Genomic DNA, 17,184 nt, shown 5'->3' with positions numbered 1-17,184 from the left:
TTTTTTATTATAATAGCACATTTTATTTGAAATATCAAGACTTATGCTTGATAAAGCTAGAAAACTTACCCTTTTACAGCAAGAATATCTGATACTTTATACAATCCTGGGGAATATGTCCGACCAAATAGTTTTTTCGTCAAGGCATTAAACGTATAATGGTCATCTAAAATCAAGACTTCGTCATATGTTTTTAAGAGTGCAATAAAGTCATCGTCTGTTAAATTGAAATCATCTCTAGTATCGATATTTTTATTCCAGAGGTAATAACTTGTTACGCTGTCGCTGTGTGATGCCATTAACATAAACAATTCTTTGCCTCTTTGTCAATTTGGGATTAAAGAAGATATTCATATTGTAGCTACTGCGAATAACGCCACGCCCCCAACGCACGCGCTGCTTGATGACACTCTTCAAATCTGTTGGCATTAACCCGCTAGCCATTGGACTTTTCGTCGAATAATTGACATAACCAGCCGCATTCATCCGAACACCTAGTTCGAAATCCTCCGTAATGGTATCTGTCGGAAAACCACCAACATCTTCAATCGCCTTGCGGAAAATAACTGTATTAGAACCCGTATAAACCGCTGCACTGTGCGAATTATTGAAAACATTAATTTCTTTGGAAAAGAAATCTTGTTCGTTTGGTAAGGTTGATTCTGAGAACAAGTTAAATTGGAAAATATCAGCATTGTAAAAACTTTGTGGCGTTTGAATCAAACCAACTTTTGACTTATCATAATCGTCACCATTTTCATAAGCCTCAACTTGTGCAACAAAATAAGGCACAGTCTCCAACAGGAATTCACGATAAGGAATCATATCCGCATCAAATGTCGCCACCAAAGGTGATGACGTCTGACGTAAAGCATTATTGTAGTTTCCTGATTTAGCATCTTTATTATCTGCTAGACCGAAATAACCAACACTGAGCTCATCAGCCAATTTGGCAACTTCTAGACGATTGGTATCATCACAGACGTAGATATGTACCTTAGACTTATCAGGATACTCCATACAAATACAGGCATTAATCGTCTTATAAAGCAGCTCTGGATCCTCATTATGCGTTGCAATCAAAACATCCACATCTGGGTAACGCTCCTTAGCAATCTCAGGCTTTTCAAGCTCAAAGTCCTTTTGCTTATTCCAAATGAGAATGTAGCCTGTGATGGCTAAAACTACCTCACTTCCCCACAATAAAATTCCAAAAATCAGCGCAAGTCATGAATCATGCCACGGAATAGTCGCCACCAATCGCCAAGTTAAATAAAAGGCAGTTGTTACAAAAGCAACAAAGTAGAGTATCCTCTTACTGGTTTTCATTCTCGCCTCCACTAAAAATCAAATGTTTTTGCACAAAATAACTGACAAAGAAAAGTGTACCGTCAACTAAAATCTTTACCAATGAAATTGGCAGCGTCGTCAAGGCATTTTTTAGAATCGTTACTAAAGAACTAGACAAAATAATTTGTACTACAACCAACAAAAAATATCTAATAACACTATTAGATTTACCTTTTTTAAAAACCAATTTATGATTCAAGGTGAAATTAACAACAGATGATATCGCACGCGCTAAAACCGAGGCTAGCGTTACCGCACTAAAACTCAATCCATTAAACAAAGAAATTAAAATCGTAAAAGCAACAATATCAACCAAGAAGGAAAACAATGATGAAAAAATGTACTTGAAGAAAACCTTGTAAATTCTAATCGAGTCACGAATCACATCAAAATGCGACGACTGATTTTCATCCAAATAAATCGTTGCAATGCCAACTTCACAAATCGAAATATTGTCCTCTTTTACCTCAAGTACCATATTCATCTCAAATTAATACCGTTCACCCTCCACGGTTAAGAGTTTTGGTAGCCATGACATAGGAATCACACGAAGCCCTGTTTGCGTATCAGAAACGTTCATACCTGTCATAGCCCCCAAGACGTCTCTTGTCAATAAATTTCCAAATTTACTACGTAAAGGAACAGATTTTTCAAATGTTCTAACACCCAGCACCAAACTATCAGGATGTTGCAAAAATTAAGCCAAACATTTCATCATGTCTTCGTAGGTATGTTGACCATCAGAATCAATCGTCACAATTCCTTTGGAATTAGGAAAATTGTCCAAAATATATGAAATAGCCGTTTTTAAAGTACGACCCTTTCCTTTATTTTCAGCGTGTCTTTGCAAATGACAAGCATAGTTACTCTGTGCTGTTGCAAATAACGACGCAAACTTCAACCCACTACCGTCATCAACAAGAACAATGTCAAATGCGTGATTTTCCTTGTCACGAATATTTTTCAAAAGTTCCAACAAACGTTCATCAGGTTCATAGGCAGGAATAACAATAACAACATCTTGATACATCATCCGCTTTATCCTTCTGACTTTTATTTTCGTACATTTTCTTATCCGCCATTGCACAAAAATCAACGAAGGTTTTATGTGATTGATAAGAATCTGTATAGGCACCTAGAGATGCTGTGACACCAATATCTGTGACAGTCATTTCTGCTTGAACAAGTTTTATTAAAAATTCAGCTTGATTTTCAGAAACTTCCGGTAATAAAACCGCAAATTCATCTCCACCTAACCTTGTTATTACAGCAGTTTCAGGCATTATCTTCGTTAAAATATCACCAAATTTAATTAGAATCTTATCTCCCGTAGCATGTCCAAAGGTATCGTTTGCTTCCTTGAATTTATCCAAATCAGATATAATAACCGTAATTTGTTCTTCTTTATGTGTCAGACATTCCTCAAAAGCAAGCTCAATATATTGTCGATTATGAACCCGTGTTAAAACATCTTCGTATGCCATCCTCTGTATTTCAAGTTTATGAAGTCTCTGCTCTGTAATATCAAGAACAAAACAAAAAACACCAATCACTTTTTGATGATTGTTATAAATGGGAGAATACATATTTTGCCAGTAAAGCATTTTGTCGCCTGTCTTAATAGTATCCATAAATGTAAATATTTCACCCTTTTTCGCACGATCAACATTTGCTTTTAAACGCGCAGCATCTTCACTATCAAGATAATTCATTGGAAAGTCACCAATTTTGGGAGTGAAATAAAAAATTTCTTCCATGAGCCGAATACCATTCTTATTAACCGCAATAAAACGATAATCTAAGTCTTACATCATAGACGTTAATAAGTTTCGAACTCTGTAAGATAAAGTGGGATAGCACATGCTGTCTTCGATTAGGGTAAGATGCTAAGGTCCAAAGGACTAGTATTCCTATCAAGATTGCTAAAATGATGGGTTTATCATGGCCAATCAAAACATAATAATACACTACGCGCATTAATAACATTAACACAGCAAAAATACTTAAGTACGTTAACAATCTTTGATGCTTGATTAAAAAATCACTTACTTTTCCTAATACCATTAAAATCTCACCATTCTAAGTAGTTTTACTACCAGCAGCTTGCTCCCAAACATACAAACTATAGTTGTTATTTTTTAACTCCGGTGAGAGTCTTTCCCATTCATAAACCTCAATAACATTACGATAATTGAGTACAAAAAAATGCCCTGATTTTTTACATCATTATCTATAAAATAAAGGGCATCTTTTATCATTCAATTTTGTAAGGAGAGGAGGGGATTCGAACCCCCGAGCCCAATTGGACTACACGCTTTCCAAGCGTGCGCACTCGACCACTATGCGACCTCTCCAAAAGAAGTTTAGGTAACAACCTCTTTTACCAATCCATTAATTACTGAAATTGTGCTTCGACACGGTAGATGACCTGTCCTTTTTGAGAGAATTTTTCCTCATATTCAGTCATAACATTTCCCTCAAAATCACTAGCATGTAAATCTAACCAAACTTGTTTTAAAATCATGCCATATTGTGAGAAACTTGCTAAACTATATTCAAACAAGCCACGGTTATCTGTTTTGAAATGAATTTCACCTTGTTCTGGCAAAATTTGACGGTAAGTATCCAAGAACGTCTTATGCGTTAAACGTCGTTTTTCATGACGTTTCTTAGGCCATGGGTCAGAGAAATTTAAATACATTAAATCAATCTCACGATCTGCAAAATAATTTGTCAAATCAGAGCCATCAACTAACAACAAACGAACATTCGGTGCTTGACTATCTAACACTTTATCTAAAGCATAGCTAAGCACAGATACTTGAATGTCAATTCCGATATAGTTAATATCTGGATTTTGCAAAGCCATTCCAGTAATAAAGGCACCTTTTCCTGAACCTACTTCAATGTGAATCGGATTATCATTACCAAATACTTCGTGCCAATGTCCTTTGACCACTTCTGGATTTAAAATAACATAGTGTGGGTTATTTTTCAAGTGCTCCTCAGCACCCTTACGTTTTCTAACTCGCATTATTTCTTTTTACTAACTAACTCCCTAAATTTTCGTAAACCATAAATTTCTTGATTAACGTGTTCCATGTCACGTTTATCAAAACAATTTAAAATTTGTGAAAGATATGAAAATTGTCCATACCAAATAATCTTCTGACGAACCTTTTCGCTATCTTTATAACCATAATAATGTAACCACTCTTGCCAACGAGAATATGGAATGTAATGGCTCAAAAGAAAGGCTACATCATACATTCTATCTGTCAATCGCACAGAATCCCAATCAACAAGGTAAATCATACCACTAGTCGTAATGACCCAGTTGCTATGCTTAATGTCACCATGCACAATTGTTGCGACTTCTGAACGAAATTCTGGCAAACTACGTTTTAATTCTTTAACGATGCTTTGCAGATAAGTATTTTCTTGGATTTGAAGTGGGGCATTTTTTTCCCAATCCACTAACAAATCATAAGGATTTTCAATCTTATAGTTCAACTGTAACAGCTGATTAACTAGAGGGCGTGATTTATGTAAACGTAAAAGAATATGGACAATTTGTTTACTCCCCATATCCTCTTTTGTCAAAATTCTACCATCAAGCCACTCTTGAGCACTCATTGTATCACCATTGCCAGTTCGACGTACCCACAATAATTGTGGTGCAATCTGTTCTTTAGCAAGTGCAGGCAAAATCGGTGTCGTATTCAATTTAATAAAGATTTTTTCACCGTTTGGATATTGACCAATAAAGGCTTTGCCACTCTTACCTCGCAAGGGAATCATTGTCAATTCTTGATCCGATACTGTCACCTGTCCGCCCTCCTTTTCTTTCGTAAATCGTTTGTTTACTCCTATTTTACTTGTTTTACAGCGCCTAGTCAATCATCTTATTGATTTTGTAAGGAAGATACCATTCTGTAATAATAACCGTTACCAAAACCAACAAGCTCGCTGCTTGCCAAGAAAACGTTAATAATAACTCCAAAAAGCCCAGTAAATACGATAATTTTTTCAAAAATGTCTTTAAATTAGCCGCCTTTTGCTTTTCAGAAATTGGATAAAGATTGGTCAAATATTGATAATCAAAATGTTGAGATAGGGTTAATAATTGAAAAAGCAATAAATAATTAAAGACCAAAGCCAAGCTAACTGCTACCAAGCGATTGGAAATAAAGATAAGCGCAAGCAAACTCAATGCGAGTAATCGCAAGGTTAAAGCAAAATAATCTGAACTCCGTAAAAACGCACGTAGGTATAAATTTGACCATGTTTTGGCATGTGTTTTTTTGACCAAACCAAGCAGACCATCCAAATACGAACGACGTTTCACACTAGCTGAAATTCCCTTAACCGTTGTGAAAAGTGAAAAGAATTTAAGCACTCCTTGACGACGTTTTGCTTCATAAGAAATGGCAGCATCCCATGAAAATTTTCCTTGAGAAAAGAAGACCTTGCTTTTTTCTTTCATTACAAGCCATTTCACAGCCGCTAAAGCAAGCAATAAAATGCCAAAGGTAACCATTGAAAAACCTAGTTTAAAGAAGATAGGAGCTAATAAGACAAGAATTACTGTTTGCACAATCGTCCAAATCACAAAAGCACGACGTCTTGCCTGTGATAGCCATTGCAAAATCTCAACTTCTTTTGGCAAATAGAACAATTTATCAGGTGCTTCCAAATAAGTCGCAATCTTCCCAAGGCTAAGCAAAACAAGGATAACCAAGACCAAAATCACGTCAACAACGACTGTCTGGCTTGGAAACTGACGTAACAGCTGGCTGTATTGAACCATCAGAAAACCTGTTAAGAAAACCAAGACTAGCACAAAATGGTCATTAAAGACATAACGAAGATACTTTAAGCTTTGCCCTAAAAAAGCACTACGGCGCTTTTGAAAAACTTCTTTCATATCACACCTCTTTAGTCAATGACATATAAATAGCATTAAGCGTTGCTGTCTCATCACCAAAAGCTTCACGTAGCTCTGCCAATGTACCAGTCGCACGAATTTGCCCTTGATGCAAAATCACAAAACGGTCACACATCTTTTCAGCAGCATCCAAAACGTGTGTTGACATCAAAATCGCTTTTCCTTTTGCCTTTTCTTGCGCCAATAATTCTGTCAAATCAGAAATCGCTAATGGGTCCAATCCCAAAAAGGGTTCATCAACGATAAACAAACTTGGATTAACCATAAAGGCACAAATAATCATGACCTTCTGCTTCATCCCTTTAGAGAAATTAATCGGAAACCACTCTAATTTATCAGATAAACGGAAAAGTTCCAACAATTCTGTCGCACGCGCCATCGCCTCATCATAATTAAGGTCATAAGCCATTGCAACCGTTTCTAAATGTTCACGTAAAGTCAGTTCTTCATATAAACTTGGCATTTCTGGGATAAATCCGATTTTCTTACGATATTCCGCCTGATCCTGCGCCAAAGTCAAACCATCAATCGAAATTTGCCCTTGATATGGCGTTAAAAGTCCGATAATTTCATTGATTGTCGTTGACTTACCAGCCCCATTCAAACCAATTAAGCCAATAAGCTCACCGTCACCAACTTCAAAAGAAATATTTTTTAAGACAGGGATGTTAATATATCCCCCAGTTACATTTTCAATTTTTAACATAAGATACCCACAAATTTTTGATATAATAATTATAACAAAATCAAAGGATTATAGGTGATTCAAATGGAAAATTGTATCTTTTGTAAAATTATCGCTGGTGACATTCCGTCATCAAAAGTCTATGAAGATGACCAAGTACTTGCTTTTTTAGACATTTCACAAACAACTAAAGGACATACTCTATTAATTCCAAAAGAGCACGTCCGCAATGTTCTTGCCATGTCTCAAGAAGCATCAGAAATACTCTTTGGTCGTTTACCAAAAGTCGCACGTGCCGTCCAAAAAGCTACTAGTGCTGTCGGCATGAACATTCTTAATAACAACGAAGAAGTCGCTGGACAAACTGTTTTCCATGCACACGTCCACCTCATTCCACGTTATGATACTAACGACGAAGTCACATTTGCCTTCACAGAACACGAACCTGACTTTGAAGCGCTTGGTAAATTAGCAGAGCAAATCTCTCAAGAGGTAAAAGCATGAAATTAAGACATCTTATCGCACTCGGCGTGGCTGGTTGCACAGGATATGCAGCTTATCACGTCTATAAAAACCGCGACCAATTTAAAGCAGAAATCGCAGAAGCTGATGACATTAGCGAAAGAATTTCAACTGATATCGCAAAAATTCGTCGCAGCATTGACGACATTAACAACCAGCTTCCAACACTTCAAACAATCAGACAAGATTTGGATTACAAACGTCGCCTTTTTGAACAAGAAACTAATAGCCGCTTAGAGCAAATCAAAGCAACGCTAGCAAAATATCAAGAAGAAAACTAAGCAATAACCACTGATAAGGCAATTAATCAGACCAAATTTTTCAAATTAAAGAAGCTGAGATTTCATCTCAGCTTCTATTATCTTAATATGAATAAGCACTGTAATCAGAATAAGTATCTGTGCTATAGTCGCTATAACCACCACTATTGTAATCACTGTAACCACTGTCATAGCCACTGTCATAGCCACTATCATAAGAACTTGATGTCCCACTACCGTAGAGATTTTCATAGAGAACAGCTGTTGTTTGTAAGGTTGTACTTTCATCCAAACCAAGTTGTTTCTTGATATTATTTTGAATTTCAAGCAGATGATCTGATGTGATAATCTGATATGATGTACCATTAATCGTCGCATCCTCACCTTGTAGTTGGTAGGTTTCAATATCACTCAGAGCATCTGTATAACCAAGTAGACTTGGAATCGTGCTAGATGAAATTTCAATATTTGTTTGCATATTGCTACTTACAGCAGAAAGGATTTTTTTATATGAACTTACACTATCAAGCGCTAAAATTTTCTTCAAGACTTTTTGAATGACTTCACGTTGGCGTTTTTGACGTCCATAGTCACCTTCTGGGTCATCATAACGCATACGTGCGTAAACCAAAGCTTGTTCACCATTAATCTTGTGTGTACCAGGTTCAACGGTTGCTGTATATTCAGGTTCATTTTCAGCAATCGAAATGGCAAAATCGAAATTATTGGTTACGGTAATACCACCAACAGCATCAACCAAATCTACCAAACCTTGCATGTTGATTTGGACATAGTAATCAATAGTAATATCCAACAAACTTTGTACTGTCATGATAGCCATTTGCGCACCACCAGAAGCATATGCGGCATTCAATTTAGCTTCAACGCCATTCATATCATTATCTTCTGGTCCAGTAAGTGTCACCAAAATGTCACGTTCCAAACTAGTCATCGTTGTTTTTTTCGTTTCAGGATTAACAGTCACCAAAATCATAGAGTCACTGTTACCTTCCCACGTTGACGTACGTTCTGAATCTCCCGTATCAACCCCCATTAAAAGGATTGAGATAGGCTTTGTTTGCTCAATAGCATTACTACTAGAACCAGACGTCTTGTAGTCTTTAAACGTTTTTGAAAGCTCACTTGTTGAGAAATTGTAAGCTGTTGTAATATAAACACCTAAGGCAACAATTGTTGTTACAAAGATTGCTGCTATCATTAGCAGAATTTTTTTTCCGAGTTTCATTTGTTTACTTTTAGTCTATCAACCTACTCATCAAGTAGACGTCAAGAAATTCTCCATCTTTAGTTTTTGCGCCACGTTCTTTCATAGCTTCAATCTTAAAACCGAACTTTTCATAAAGGTGAACAGCTCTGCTATTTCTAGCTTGAACTGTTAACTCCAAACGGCGAATCATTGGCATTTGCTCTGCCCAATCAAGAGCAACTTCCATTAAAAGCGAACCAAGCCCGTATCCCCAATATTTTTCTTGCAATGCAATGAAAATATCGCCGATATGATTAGTTTGTGGTGAGTTCGTACTAACAATATTAAGCACTCCCGCAAGCTCAGAACCAACTCTAACAACCAAACAAATTTCATTTAAGACTTCTGCACGTGTTCGTAAAAAAGTCTGCATATCATCAAGAGATAAGTTCTTCTCTAAAATGATAAAATCTGTTTCTGCATTTACTTGATTGAGTAAATCAATCAAAGCTTTGGCATCTGAAGGCTGCGCTTCCTCAATGATAACTTCCTGCTCAGCCACGTTCAATCGCCTCCAAAAGCGTTTGACTCCGTGAACCGTTAGCATGTAGTGCTATTTCACGCCCATCTCCTGACGGCGTAATAACAAGCTCTAGATAATCACCAAGCAAGTCAGCCTCAAGAAGCTCACCCCACTCAATCACAGTTACGCCATCACCATACAAAAAATCATCTAAATCGATAGAATCAGGGTCATTTCCGATACGATAAACATCTAAATGATAAAGTGGTAAACGTCCTTCGTATTCCCGAACAATTGTGTATGTTGGACTCTTAATCATCTGGTGAATATCAAGTCCCTTAGCGATTCCCTTGGTTAAGGTCGTCTTACCAGCACCAAGATTTCCTGTTAAAACAAGAATATCTCCTGCCTGTAATTCTTGACCGATCCGATTTCCATAAGCAATCAACTCATCTTCATTGTGACTATAAAACATGGAACTATTATATCAAAAAACTGAAACTCTTCCAAGTCTCGTCCGACTTTTCTCCTATTTTTATTATAAAATTTCAAAATTCTAATCCTCCAAACACCTTAAAACAGCTACTCAATACCGCCTAAAAAGGATTTAAAAAAGCTGGAGGAATTTCTCCTCCAACTTTCGTCTAAAACTATATCTCTTACAAAATTGCCAAGCAAACAAAGTTAAGAATGAACAAGAAATCCAAAATCCACATAACAAAGTGAACATCTTTAGCTTGACCTTTCACAATTTTAACTAGTGTGTAAGTGATAAATCCAGCTGCGATACCGTAAGTGATGCTATAGCTGAATCCCATAAAGATTGATGTAAAGAAGGCTGGAAGAGCTTCGCTCAAATCATCCCACTTAACATTTTTAAGATTTGAAAGCATCATTACACCAACGATGATAAGGATAGGTGCTGTTGCTTGTGTAGGAACGATTGAAACAAGTGAACTAAAGAAACTTGAAATAGCAAAGAGAACAGCTACAACAAGAGCAGTCAAACCAGTACGACCACCAGCCCCGATACCTGCTGCTGATTCAACGTAAGTTGTTACGTTTGAAGTACCTGCAATCGCACCTAATGTTGTACCAACCAAATCAGAATAAAGGGCACGGTCAAATGATTTAGATTCTTTATTTTCACCAGTTGTGGCAACAATACCAACTTTTTCACCAGTACCAACAAGTGTACCAATTGTATCAAAGATATCTGTCAATGAGAAAGCAAGAATTGCCATTAAAACACCTGGGATACGTGAAGCATCTGAGAACAATGACCCCAAACCTTGACTTCCAAGAGCAACACCAAAGACTTGTTTCAAATCATTGATTGAAGCAGATAAGTTAGTTGCTGACCAGTTGATTGAACCAAGGTCAACAACACCCATGAAAATACCAACAATAGTTGTTACAGCGATTGAAAGAATAACACCACCACGGATACCTTTAACGATAAAGAAGATAGTGATAACAAGACCAATCAATGCAAGGATAACGGTTGGTGTGTTGAAAGCAACCAAACCTGGTGTAGCTGAAGCATTAGCTGTGATTGAAGCAAGACCTTTGTCAGCACCTGTTCCAGACACTGTGTATGTTCCTGCATCAACAGAGAATTTCAAGAAACCAGCATTTTTAATACCAACGTAAGCAAGGAAAATACCAATACCTGCTGAAATTGCTGATTTCAATGTTGTAGGAATTGACTCAATAATCAATTTACGAACTTTCGTTACTGTAATAACAAGTGAAATAAGTCCACAAATGAATACCATTGCTAACGCTTCTTGCCAAGTGTATCCTAATGAAAAGACAACTGTATAAGTAAAGAATGCGTTAAGTCCCATACCTGGTGCTTGTGCATATGGAAGATTAGCATAGAAAGCCATCATCAATGTACCAACAACAGCACCAATAATAGTAGCAAGGAACACACCTTGTGTAGGCATTCCTGTTTGTGAGAGGATTGACGGATTGACAAACAAAATATAAGACATTGCAAAGAAAGTTGTCAAACCAGCAGTTACTTCTGTACGAACATCTGTACCATGTTCTTTAAGTTTAAAAAACTTTTCCATTTTAAAATGGTTTCTCCTTTGATAAGGTTAATAATAGTCGTTTTTTGTTCTATTTCCGAACGACTTACATATTTTACCAAAAGATTGTTCACTTTTCAATAACTTTATTTGAAATTTTCTCGGTCAAGAAATACCAGACATAAAATCTGAATAAGTGTAAACCCTAACACAAAATGAACAGCATCCCAGCTAACAACGTCTAGAATTTCACTAATAACGGTTTTTGGACGTGTGAAAATATCCCAAGAATTCAAGCGGGCATAACGTCCGATATGGATAGCAAAACTTGAAATAAATGACAAAACACCAATAAAAAGCAACCGTAAATAATAATTTTTTAGTTTAAAAGTAAGAACAATATTTTTAACACTTTCAATCCCACAAAGAACACCAAACAAAATACTAGACACATATAGCATATACAAAATCAAACTCGTTTTGTTCCACAATACTGTACTTGTAAATTGCATATGAACAATATCCGTTAACATGTAGAAGGTATTAGGATAAAAAAATAACCACAGAATAGCTCCTAATCCCCTTACAACTTTTTTACTTATATAATAGGAAACAAGTGAAAAATCAAGAGCCACCAAAGCTAAAAACATATTCCAAACAAGGTCTGGTCCTTCAAGATGATAATGGTAAATGCCAAAAGCAATAACTCCGAAAAAAAGATGAATAAAAACAATTTTCTTAGCCATATTTTTCTCCTTTCTTTAAACAGACATTATAGCAAAAAAGAGCTTAAAAAGCCCTTTAAAACTAACAAACAAAGTAAGTATAACCACAAGAACAAAGCGATAAAATACTGAAAAATAAAAGTCAAGGACAATTCCTTAGCTTAATTAATCATTATCCAACAAAACAAACATCATCACCTGCACAACCATTAACCCTAGAATAAATGGCATATTAATTGTTGTCAGAGCTTTTGAGACCTGCTCAAAAATACTGAGGTGTTGTGATAAAATCACTTTCCAAGTAATTCCCAATGTTCGTAAAATCTGAAACATCAGACTAGCAAAAAATGCAATTCCCATTACAAAGAATACTTGAATGTAATGATTTAATTTAAATGCATTTAAAATCAACCGTATGCTCAATGTCCCAGCAATCAAGGCAAATACAAGAACTGCCAAATAAAGCATGAAAGATTTCATCCCATTTGATGTCCATAAAGCGGCAGTATCCCAAGACGTGTCAGCCACACTAAACAAAACGTTCAAATTATAAGGATAGAAAAAGCACCAAAATATTAAAACCAAGCCACGTAACAAAACGTGTTTAAAATAATAGAATAAAAATCCCATCTCCAAAGTTAGCAACGAAAACAAGACGTCATTCATCAAGCCATCAATGTTAGACTGATAATAAACAACTCCCAAAATAATGCCTAAGGCAAATAAATGACTCCAAACAATTTTATACATGAATCCAAAACCTCATTTTTTATTACTACTATTATAGCATAGAAATATTTTCTTTTAATTTAATAGTCTTTTTTGTTATAATAACAGCTATGACAAAGAAAATGATTGCACTTGATTTAGATGGTACATTGTTGCGCAGCGACAATACCATTTCAGATTATACCGTTGAAACGATTAAAAAAATTCAAAACAAAAGGCATAAGGTCGTTATTGCAACTGGACGTCCTTATCGTATGGCACTTGAACACTATCGCCGCCTTGAATTATCAACTCCGATGATTTCTTTCAATGGCTCGCTCACACATTTACCCGAGAAAAAATGGGAATGGGAACATAGCGTTACGATTGACAAGCAATACCTGCTTGATGTTCTTGATATGCAACAAAGCATTGAAGCGGATTTTATTGCCAGCGAATACCGAAAAAAATTCTATATTAGCGCCCAAGACCACAATTACGTAAATCCTCAACTTTTCGGTGTCCCAGAAATTACTGAAAAAATGTCAATGGACATCAAAAAAATCACTGAAAATCCAAACGGCATTCTCATGCAAACACGTCACCAAGATAAATACGCTCTTGCTGACGAAATGCGTAAACACTTCAACTACGAAATCGAAATTGATTCTTGGGGTGGTCCGCTTAATATTCTCGAATTTTCACCAAAAGGCATCAACAAAGCTTACGCTTTGAAATATCTCCTAAAAGCACTCAATATCTCTCAAGATAATTTGATTGCTTTTGGCGACGAACATAACGACACCGAGATGTTATCATTTGCTGGAACAGGCTACGCTATGAAAAATGCAAGTGACATTCTTCTGCCATTTGCCGATAAACAAACTGAATTTTCTAATGAAGAAGACGGTGTTGCCAAAGAACTTGAAAAAATTTTTCTATAAATTTATGAAAAAACTTCTTTTTGGAAGTTTTTTCTTTTTTCATTCTTTTCAAAACGTTTTCACGGCATTTTCATTTTTTTGATCGGCAGTATTCGAACAAATGCTATTTTTCTGTCAAATTCAGTTGTCTTAGCCTGCGCGTTTCTAAAAATTTTTCATGATTTGTGCTATTTTTTCTCAAAAGCTATTGCTTTTTTATTGAAAACGTTTTAGAATAACATTGTTCTTAAATTTCCTTGAAACAGAAAAGAATTGCCAAATTCGCTTGGAAGGAGATTATTCTTTTTTGTTTCAACGAAAAATATTTAAAAGGAGGAAGAACAAGAATGGGTATCGGTATTATTATTGCCAGCCATGGTAAATTTGCTGAAGGTATTCATCAATCAGGTTCTATGATTTTTGGCGAACAAGAGAAAGTTCAAGTCGTAACTTTCATGCCAAGCGAAGGACCAGATGATTTGTATGCACACTTCAACGATGCTATCGCACAATTTGATGCTGATGATGAAATCCTCGTACTAGCTGACCTTTGGAGTGGTTCTCCATTTAACCAAGCTAGTCGCGTGATGGGTGAAAATCCAGACCGCAAGATGGCTATCATTACAGGTCTCAATTTGCCAATGCTTATCCAAGCCTACACAGAGCGTATGATGGACGCTAATGCAGGTGTTGAACAAGTTGTTGCAAATATCATTAAAGAGTCTAAAGACGGTGTTAAAGCACTTCCTGAAAAACTCAACCCAGCTGAAGAAGCTACTGCTGCGCCTGCTGCACAAGCTGCACCTCAAGGTGCTATCCCAGAAGGAACTGTCATCGGTGATGGTAAACTTAAAATTAACCTCGCTCGTATCGACACACGTCTTCTTCATGGACAAGTTGCAACAAACTGGGTACCAGCGTCTAAAGCAGATCGTATCATCGTTGCTTCTGATACAGTCTCTAAAGATGAATTGCGTAAAAGTTTGATTAAACAAGCTGCTCCAAACGGTGTTAAAGCAAACGTTGTTCCAATTAAGAAATTGATTGAAGCTTCTAAAGACCCTCGTTTTGGTAACACACATGCACTTATCTTGTTTGAAACACCTCAAGATGCTCTTAAAGCTATCGAAGGCGGTGTGCCAATTAAAGAACTTAACGTTGGTTCAATGGCTCACTCAACAGGTAAAACAATGGTTAACAACGTTTTATCTATGGATAAAGATGATGTTGCCACATTTGAAAAATTACGTGATCTTGGCGTAACATTTGATGTACGTAAGGTTCCTAATGATTCTAAGAAAGACTTGTTTGATCTTATCAAAAAAGCAAACATTCAATAATATGAGCTGTGTTTAACATAAAAAGTAAGCGTTTCTATACATTACCGATTATCATAAACACAACCTCAACATCCTGTTTTTATCCAAGTTAAGTAAGCCGTGGTTTCTGGCTTACCTATTGCACATTGAAAACTTTTATAAACGAAAGGAACTAGAATAATGTCAGTTATTTCTATGATTTTAGTCGTTGTGGTTGCCTTCTTCGCTGGTCTTGAAGGTGTCCTTGACGAATTCCAATTCCACCAACCACTAGTTGCCTGCACGCTTATCGGTCTTGTTACTGGTAACCTTGAAGCAGGTATCATCCTTGGTGGTTCACTTCAAATGATCGCTCTTGGTTGGGCTAACATTGGTGCCGCTGTTGCGCCTGATGCTGCCCTTGCCTCAGTAGCTGCTGCCATTATCATGGTCAAAGGTGGAGATTTCACAACTAAAGGTGTCGCTGTTGCAACTGCGACTGCTATCCCTCTTGCTGTTGCTGGTCTTTTCCTTACAATGCTTGTTCGTACAGCTTCTGTTGCCCTTGTTCATGGTGCTGACGCTGCCGCTAAAGAAGGAAACATCGCTGCTGTTGAACGCACTCACTTAGTTGCTCTTTTCCTTCAAGGACTTCGTATTGCTGTTCCTGCTGCACTTCTTCTTGCAGTACCAACATCAGCAGTACAATCTGTTCTTAACGCTATGCCAGACTGGTTGTCAGGTGGTATGGCTGTTGGTGGTGGTATGGTTGTTGCCGTAGGTTACGCTATGGTTATCAACATGATGGCTACAAGTGAAGTATGGCCGTTCTTTGCTATCGGTTTTGCATTAGCAGCTGTCTCTGATCTTACTCTTATCGCACTTGGTACAATCGGTGTTGCCCTTGCTTTCATCTACCTTAACCTTTCAGAAAAAGGTGGAAACGGTGGCGGAACTGCTTCAGGTTCTGGTGACCCAATTGGTGATATCCTAGAAGACTATTAGAAAGGGGCACAAACATGACTGAAAAACTTCAATTATCAAAATCTGACCGTAAAAAAGTTTGGTGGCGTTCAACTTTCCTTCAAGGTTCTTGGAACTACGAACGTATGCAAAACTTAGGTTGGGCATATGCTTTAATCCCTGCCATCAAAAAACTTTATACATCTAAAGAAGACCAAGCTGCTGCTCTTCAACGCCACTTGGAATTCTTCAATACTCACCCATACGTTGCCGCTCCAATCATCGGTGTAACACTCGCCCTTGAAGAAGAACGCGCAAATGGTGCTGAAATTGATGATACAGCTATTCAAGGGGTTAAAATCGGTATGATGGGACCTCTTGCTGGTGTTGGTGACCCAGTCTTCTGGTTTACTATTCGTCCTATCCTTGGTGCCCTTGGTGCTTCACTTGCTATGGCAGGTAACATTGTTGGTCCACTCCTATTCTTCTTTGGATGGAACATCATTCGTATGGCATTCTTATGGCACACTCAAGAGCTTGGTTACAGAGCTGGTTCTGAAATTACTAAAGACCTTTCAAGTGGTATTATCCAAAAAATCACTAAAGGTGCTTCAATCCTTGGTATGTTCATCCTTGCTGTCTTGGTTGAACGTTGGGTATCAATTACATTTACTGTAAATCTTCCTTCAACTCAATTGTCAGAAGGAGCTTACATCGTATTCCCTAAAGGAAGCGTAACTGGTACTGAACTTCAAGGTATTCTTGTTGATGTTGCTAACGGACTTAGCTTGACTTCTACACAAACTAATACCCTTCAAGGTCAATTAGACTCATTGATTCCTGGTTTGATGGGACTTCTTCTCACATTCTTCTGTATGTGGTTACTTAAGAAAAAAGTTTCACCAATCACAATCATCATTGGATTGTTCATCGTTGGTATCATCGCTCGCTTCTTCGGAATCATGTAATAAAAGAAAGGAAGGATTTCGATCCTTCTTTTTTATTATGTTATAATAGACTAAAAGCTTATCAG

16 protein-coding genes, 1 tRNA gene and 4 pseudogenes are annotated in these 17,184 nt (G+C 37.0%); 6 read left to right on the top strand and 15 right to left on the bottom strand.

Annotated elements, in window-relative coordinates; genetic code table 11:
* Positions 1 to 65 precede the first annotated feature (65 nt).
* From SMA_RS10775 to SMA_RS02160, 9 genes and pseudogenes are all read right to left on the bottom strand, one after another.
* A pseudogene (locus SMA_RS10775) lies at positions 66 to 317 on the bottom strand (hypothetical protein); the annotation flags it as partial.
* Positions 295 to 1,329, bottom strand: a pseudogene (locus SMA_RS02195) (glycosyltransferase family 2 protein); the annotation flags it as partial. The pseudogenes SMA_RS10775 and SMA_RS02195, both read right to left, overlap by 23 nt.
* A pseudogene (locus SMA_RS02190) lies at positions 1,316 to 2,383 on the bottom strand (glycosyltransferase). The pseudogenes SMA_RS02195 and SMA_RS02190, both read right to left, overlap by 14 nt.
* Positions 2,343 to 3,414 (bottom strand): annotated as a pseudogene (locus tag SMA_RS02185) (sensor domain-containing diguanylate cyclase). Before SMA_RS02185 ends, SMA_RS02190 begins: the two co-directional pseudogenes overlap by 41 nt.
* A 205-nt stretch (positions 3,415 to 3,619) precedes the next feature.
* Positions 3,620 to 3,704 (bottom strand) — tRNA-Ser (locus SMA_RS02180).
* A 41-nt stretch (positions 3,705 to 3,745) separates the two neighbouring features.
* Positions 3,746 to 4,384: a tRNA (guanosine(46)-N7)-methyltransferase TrmB gene (gene trmB / locus SMA_RS02175; protein WP_014294011.1), complete on the bottom strand. Its 639-nt coding sequence runs from the start codon at positions 4,382 to 4,384 to the stop codon at positions 3,746 to 3,748.
* Complete coding sequence (gene ccrZ, locus SMA_RS02170; protein ID WP_014294010.1) at positions 4,384 to 5,178, bottom strand: cell cycle regulator CcrZ; 795 nt, start codon at positions 5,176 to 5,178, stop codon at positions 4,384 to 4,386. Before ccrZ ends, trmB begins: the two co-directional genes overlap by 1 nt.
* A 64-nt stretch (positions 5,179 to 5,242) precedes the next feature.
* Entirely contained in the window at positions 5,243 to 6,277 is a 1,035-nt protein-coding gene (locus SMA_RS02165; RefSeq protein WP_014294009.1) for an ABC transporter permease, read from the bottom strand.
* A 1-nt stretch (position 6,278) separates the two neighbouring features.
* Positions 6,279 to 7,004, bottom strand: coding sequence for an ABC transporter ATP-binding protein (locus tag SMA_RS02160; RefSeq protein WP_014294008.1), 726 nt, complete (start codon positions 7,002 to 7,004; stop codon positions 6,279 to 6,281).
* A 63-nt stretch (positions 7,005 to 7,067) separates the two neighbouring features.
* On the opposite strand from SMA_RS02160, the gene SMA_RS02155 reads away from it, so the two are divergent.
* On the top strand, positions 7,068 to 7,487 hold the full coding sequence (locus tag SMA_RS02155; protein ID WP_014294007.1) for an HIT family protein: 420 nt from the start codon (positions 7,068 to 7,070) through the stop codon (positions 7,485 to 7,487).
* On the top strand, positions 7,484 to 7,786 hold the full coding sequence (locus tag SMA_RS02150; protein ID WP_014294006.1) for a hypothetical protein: 303 nt from the start codon (positions 7,484 to 7,486) through the stop codon (positions 7,784 to 7,786). Before SMA_RS02155 ends, SMA_RS02150 begins: the two co-directional genes overlap by 4 nt.
* An 82-nt stretch (positions 7,787 to 7,868) precedes the next feature.
* Here SMA_RS02150 and lytR read toward each other — a convergent pair whose 3' ends face one another.
* The 6 genes from lytR to SMA_RS02120 all read right to left on the bottom strand — a co-directional run bounded on the left by lytR (position 7,869) and on the right by SMA_RS02120 (position 13,009).
* Positions 7,869 to 9,011, bottom strand: coding sequence for a glycopolymer--peptidoglycan transferase LytR (lytR, locus tag SMA_RS02145; RefSeq protein WP_014294005.1), 1,143 nt, complete (start codon positions 9,009 to 9,011; stop codon positions 7,869 to 7,871).
* A 10-nt stretch (positions 9,012 to 9,021) separates the two neighbouring features.
* The gene (locus tag SMA_RS02140) at positions 9,022 to 9,534 is read right to left on the bottom strand and encodes a GNAT family N-acetyltransferase (RefSeq protein WP_014294004.1); all 513 of its coding nucleotides are present in this window, start codon (positions 9,532 to 9,534) and stop codon (positions 9,022 to 9,024) included.
* Positions 9,527 to 9,970: a tRNA (adenosine(37)-N6)-threonylcarbamoyltransferase complex ATPase subunit type 1 TsaE gene (gene tsaE, locus SMA_RS02135; protein WP_014294003.1), complete on the bottom strand. Its 444-nt coding sequence runs from the start codon at positions 9,968 to 9,970 to the stop codon at positions 9,527 to 9,529. Before tsaE ends, SMA_RS02140 begins: the two co-directional genes overlap by 8 nt.
* Positions 9,971 to 10,154: 184 nt before the next feature.
* A complete protein-coding gene (locus SMA_RS02130) occupies positions 10,155 to 11,576 on the bottom strand; it encodes an NCS2 family permease (protein WP_014294002.1) in 1,422 nt (473 codons plus the stop codon).
* Positions 11,577 to 11,680: 104 nt separating this feature from the next.
* Positions 11,681 to 12,280 (bottom strand): DUF1361 domain-containing protein, encoded by a 600-nt coding sequence (locus tag SMA_RS02125; protein ID WP_014294001.1) that lies wholly within the window; start codon positions 12,278 to 12,280, stop codon positions 11,681 to 11,683.
* 144 nt (positions 12,281 to 12,424) lie between these two features.
* Positions 12,425 to 13,009 carry a hypothetical protein gene (locus SMA_RS02120; protein ID WP_014294000.1) on the bottom strand — a complete coding sequence of 195 codons (585 nt, stop codon included), beginning with the start codon at positions 13,007 to 13,009 and terminating at the stop codon, positions 12,425 to 12,427.
* 89 nt (positions 13,010 to 13,098) lie between these two features.
* Here SMA_RS02120 and SMA_RS02115 point away from each other — a divergent pair, with 89 nt between their 5' ends.
* From SMA_RS02115 to SMA_RS02100, 4 genes are all read left to right on the top strand, one after another.
* Positions 13,099 to 13,911, top strand: a complete 813-nt coding sequence (locus SMA_RS02115; protein WP_014293999.1) for an HAD family hydrolase — start codon at positions 13,099 to 13,101, stop codon at positions 13,909 to 13,911.
* 326 nt (positions 13,912 to 14,237) lie between these two features.
* Entirely contained in the window at positions 14,238 to 15,230 is a 993-nt protein-coding gene (locus SMA_RS02110) for a PTS sugar transporter subunit IIB (RefSeq protein WP_014293998.1), read from the top strand.
* Between the two features lie 159 nt (positions 15,231 to 15,389).
* Complete coding sequence (locus SMA_RS02105) at positions 15,390 to 16,193, top strand: PTS mannose/fructose/sorbose transporter subunit IIC (RefSeq protein ID WP_014293997.1); 804 nt, start codon at positions 15,390 to 15,392, stop codon at positions 16,191 to 16,193.
* Between the two features lie 14 nt (positions 16,194 to 16,207).
* Positions 16,208 to 17,119: a PTS system mannose/fructose/sorbose family transporter subunit IID gene (locus SMA_RS02100; RefSeq protein WP_014293996.1), complete on the top strand. Its 912-nt coding sequence runs from the start codon at positions 16,208 to 16,210 to the stop codon at positions 17,117 to 17,119.
* Positions 17,120 to 17,184: the final 65 nt, after the last annotated feature.

Source organism: Streptococcus macedonicus ACA-DC 198 (genome assembly GCA_000283635.1).
Lineage (GTDB): Bacteria > Bacillota > Bacilli > Lactobacillales > Streptococcaceae > Streptococcus > Streptococcus macedonicus.
The sequence above is the reverse complement of the archived record's forward strand: the minus strand, read 5'-3'. Positions and strand labels throughout refer to the sequence as shown.